The 3,911-nt window shown below is 66.3% G+C and carries 2 protein-coding genes; both read right to left on the bottom strand.

What is annotated here, in order from left to right:
- On the bottom strand, positions 1–1,658 hold a 1,658-nt coding region (locus JWR98_RS26495; RefSeq protein ID WP_263974493.1), incomplete at its 3' end, for a condensation domain-containing protein.
- A gap of 34 nt (positions 1,659–1,692) precedes the next feature.
- On the bottom strand, positions 1,693–3,911 hold a 2,219-nt coding region (locus JWR98_RS29640), incomplete at its 5' end, for a condensation domain-containing protein (RefSeq protein WP_225908872.1).

The following is a 3,911-nucleotide window of genomic DNA, read 5'->3' as shown; positions in this document are numbered from 1 at the left end:
GCCCACTTGTCCAGCAGGTGGGTTTGCGTCAACAGCAACGGGCTGCCACTGTCGGCGAGCATGCCTTGCAAGCGCTCACGCGGGTGTTCCGGGTCCAGCGGCAAATACGCGCCACCGGCCTTGATCACGCCCAGCAACGCCACCACCAGTTCCACCGAACGCTCGGCCGAAACCGCCACCGGCACATCCGGCCCCACGCCCTGGCTTTGCAGCCAATGCCCGAGTTGGTTGGCGCGGGCGTCCAGTTCGGCGTAGCTCAGGCGTATGTCGCCGCAGACCAGCGCCAGGGCGTCAGGTGTGGCACGCACTTGCCTGTCGATCAAGTCGGGCAGGTTCGCGTACTCGGGATAGTCGTGCCGGGTCGCGTTCAAGTCCGCCAACTGGCGTTGTTCCGTGGCCTCCAACATGCACAACTCGCCCAGGCACAGCGTGGACGGGCCCTGCGCCTGGGACGCCATCGCCAGCAGCAGGTTTTGCAAATGCTCACCCAGGCGAACCACGCTGGTCGCCTCGAAGGCACCCAGCAAATAACTCAACTGCACGTTCAGCGTGTCGCCGGCATGGATCACCACGGTCAACGGGTAATGGGTGGTTTCCCGCGAGATGACCTGGCCGAACCGCACGCCACTGCCGCTGCGCAAGGCGCTGTCCACCGGGTAGTTTTCGAACACCAGCACGCTGTCGAATAATGCCTGGCCCCCCTGCCCGGCCCAGCGCTGGATATCGAACAACGGCGTGTGTTCATGCTCGCGAACCTTCAGGTTCAGCGATTGAAGGTCACGCAGCCAGTCGCCCAGCAAACGCTCGGGGCCGGGCGCCTGGATGATCGGCAAGGTATTGATAAACAGCCCGAGCACACGCTCGGCATCGGCCAATGCGGTCGGGCGCCCGGCCACGGTGGCGCCGAAGGCAACGCTGCGCTGCCCGGTGTAGCGTTGCAACAGCAGGCTCCAGGCACCCTGCACCAGGGTATTCAATGTCACGCGTTCACGACGCGCAAACGCCACCAACGCCGAGGTGACAGCGGGGTCCAGTTGCAGGCGCACGTCGCCATGCCCAGTCTGCGCCGGCACCGCTGGCAACGCGTCGGCCAGCCGGGTCGGTTCATCCAGCCGACGCAGGTGCTCGTTCCAGAATGCCTGGCTCGAATCAGCGTCCTGGCAGCCTAGCCAGGCCAGGTAATCGCGGTAGCGGCTGGCGCTGGCGACGGGCGCTTCGCCGCGATAATGCAGCAGCACTTCTTCGATCATCCGCGCCGTGGCCCAGCCATCGAGAAGGATGTGATGACGGGTCCAGATCAGCTGATAGTCGCTTTCGCCCAGGCGTACCAGCAGCACCCGTTGCAGCGGTGGCTGACGCAGGTCGAAGCCTTGGTCGCGCTGGGCATCGGCCAGCTCGGCCAAGTCCAGCTTCGCCTGTTCGGCCGAGCGTGCGCGCCAGTCCAGGTGCTGCACCGGGGATGGCAACTGGCGATGGATCCATTGCAGCGGCTGCGGCAAGTCGCCCTCCCAGGCGAAACCGGCGCGCAGGATCGCATGTTCCTGGGTGACCCGCTCCCAGGCCGCCGCGAAACGCGGGCCATCGACATCGCTCAACGGCACGCAGACCTGATTCACATAAGCGCTGCTGGCCCCGCCCCGCAGGGCGTGAAAGAGCATGCCCTGTTGCAGCGGCGACAATGGATAAAGGTCTTCAAGGTCGGCGGCAGCCACCGGCAGCGCATCCAATTGCGCCTGGCTGACGCTCGCCAGGGGGAAGTCCGACGGCGTGACACCCACAGCGCCGGGGCTCAGGCAATGGTCGAGCAAACGCTCCAGGGCTGCCAGGTAGCGTTCGGCCAGGGCTTGCACCACGACGCTGTCGAAACGCTCGGCGCCGTAGCGCCAGCTCAATTGCAGACAACCGTCGCGCACCTGGCCAGTGATAACCCATTCGCTGTCGGCGTCGGCACTCGGGTCCAGGGACGCGCCGAGGCTTTCCTCGGCCCAGGCAAACAGGCCACCCGCCGAGCGCCAGGGTCGAACTGGCCAAGGTAGTTGAAGGTGATTTGCGGCTCGGCCGGGCCGCCAGCTGGCCTGCCGTCGCATCCTCGCCCAGATAGCGCAACACGCCGTAGCCAAGGCCTTGGCCGGGGACCTGGCGCAGTTGTTCCTTGATGGCTTTGATGGCCTGCGCAGGCGAATCATTGCCGGGCACCAGTTGCAGTGGGTACAGCGCGGTGAACCAGCCCACGCTGCGGCTCAAGTCCAGGTCTGCGGCAGTATCCGCGCCGGGCGTGCGGCCGTGGCCTTCGAGGAGGATGTCCACCGCCGGTTGGCCGCTCCATTGGCACAACGTCTGGGCCAGTCCGGCCAACAGCAGCTCATCGATACGCGTGCGATAGGCTCCGTGGGCCGCGCCCAGCAGGGCACGGGTGCGCGCCGGGTCGAGTTGCACGCGCGCGTAGGCCGTGGCACCGAGGGCACGACTGCCTTGCGGGTGTTGCACGTTCAACGGGGTGGCCGGCGTCTCGGAATAAGCCTGCCAGTAGGCCTGCTCGGTATTGCCCAGGCCCGAACGCGCCCATGCCTGGAGGTACTCGCCCCACGCCTTGAAGCTGCTGGTACGCGAGGCGAGTGCCAGAGGCGAGCCGGCGAGCGCCTGGGTATAAAGCTGGGCCAGGTCTTCGAGCAGGATGCGCCACGACACCCCGTCCACCACCAAGTGATGCGCAACCAGTAACAGGCGTTGTTCGCCATTGGCCAACTGCATCAGCACGGCCTTGAACAGCGGGCCCTGGCCCAGATCAAAACCGCGCTGGGCGTGTTCGCAGACCGCGCTGATTGCCTCGGGCGCGCAGTCGGTAAGGGTTCGGCAATCCAGCAGCGATGCGCTGCCCTGCCCATGGCTGGCGCGCCAACGGCCCTCGACGCGCTGGAATTGCAGGCGCAGCGCATCGTGATGGGCAAACAGCGCCAGCAGTGCTTCGCCCAGCGCGCCCACTTCGAGATTGTGCAGCGGACGCAGCAGCAACGCCTGGTTCCAGTGACCAGGGACCGGCACCGTCTGGGCGAAGAAGTGTGCCTGGATCGGCGTGACGGGCGCCTCGCCCTGCACCGGGCCGCTGTCGACGCGGGCCTGATCCAGGGGCGCGGCGACGCGCGCCAAGGCCGCGATGTGCTGATGTTCGAACAGGTCACGGGGGTTGAGCTGCCAACCGGCACGCCGTGCCCGGCTGATCACCTGCAAGGACAGGATCGAATCGCCTCCCAGCTCAAAGAAATTGTCGGTCATACCGACTTGCTCCACGCCCAGCACCTCGGCCCAGATAGCCGCCAGGGCCTGCTCGACCTCACTGCGCGGCGCCACGTAACCTTCGGCAGCGGCCTGCCCTTCGGGCTGCGGCAACTGCTTGCGATCGAGTTTGCCGTTGGCCGACAGCGGCATGCCATCGAGCCGCACCAGGCGCCACGGCACCATGTATTCGGGGACATGCAACGCCAGGTGCGCCTTGAGCACTTCCTCTTCGGTCGCGTCACCAACCCAATAGCCGATCAGCTTGTCGTCGCGGGCAATCACCACGCTTTCCTGCACGTTGGCATGGGCGAGCAGCACCGCTTCGATCTCGCCCAGCTCGATACGCAGGCCACGCAACTTGACCTGATGATCCAGGCGCCCAAGGTAGTCAATCGCACCATCGGCACGCCAGCGCGCCAGGTCACCGCTGCGGTACATGCGTGCACCGGGAGCACCGTACGGATTGGCGACAAAGCGCTCGGCGGTCAGCGACGGACGCGACTGATAACCGCGCGCCAGGTTGACCCCGGCGATGTACAACTCGCCTGCCACGCCCACCGGGACGGGGTTGAGGTCGGCGTCGAGAATGTGAATCTGCGTGTTGGCAATCGGCCGGCCAATCGGCACGCTGCTGC

It is taken from the genome of Pseudomonas lactucae, assembly GCF_016937615.1.
Classification (GTDB): domain Bacteria; phylum Pseudomonadota; class Gammaproteobacteria; order Pseudomonadales; family Pseudomonadaceae; genus Aquipseudomonas; species Aquipseudomonas lactucae.
This window is presented reverse-complemented; position numbering and strand designations above follow the sequence as displayed.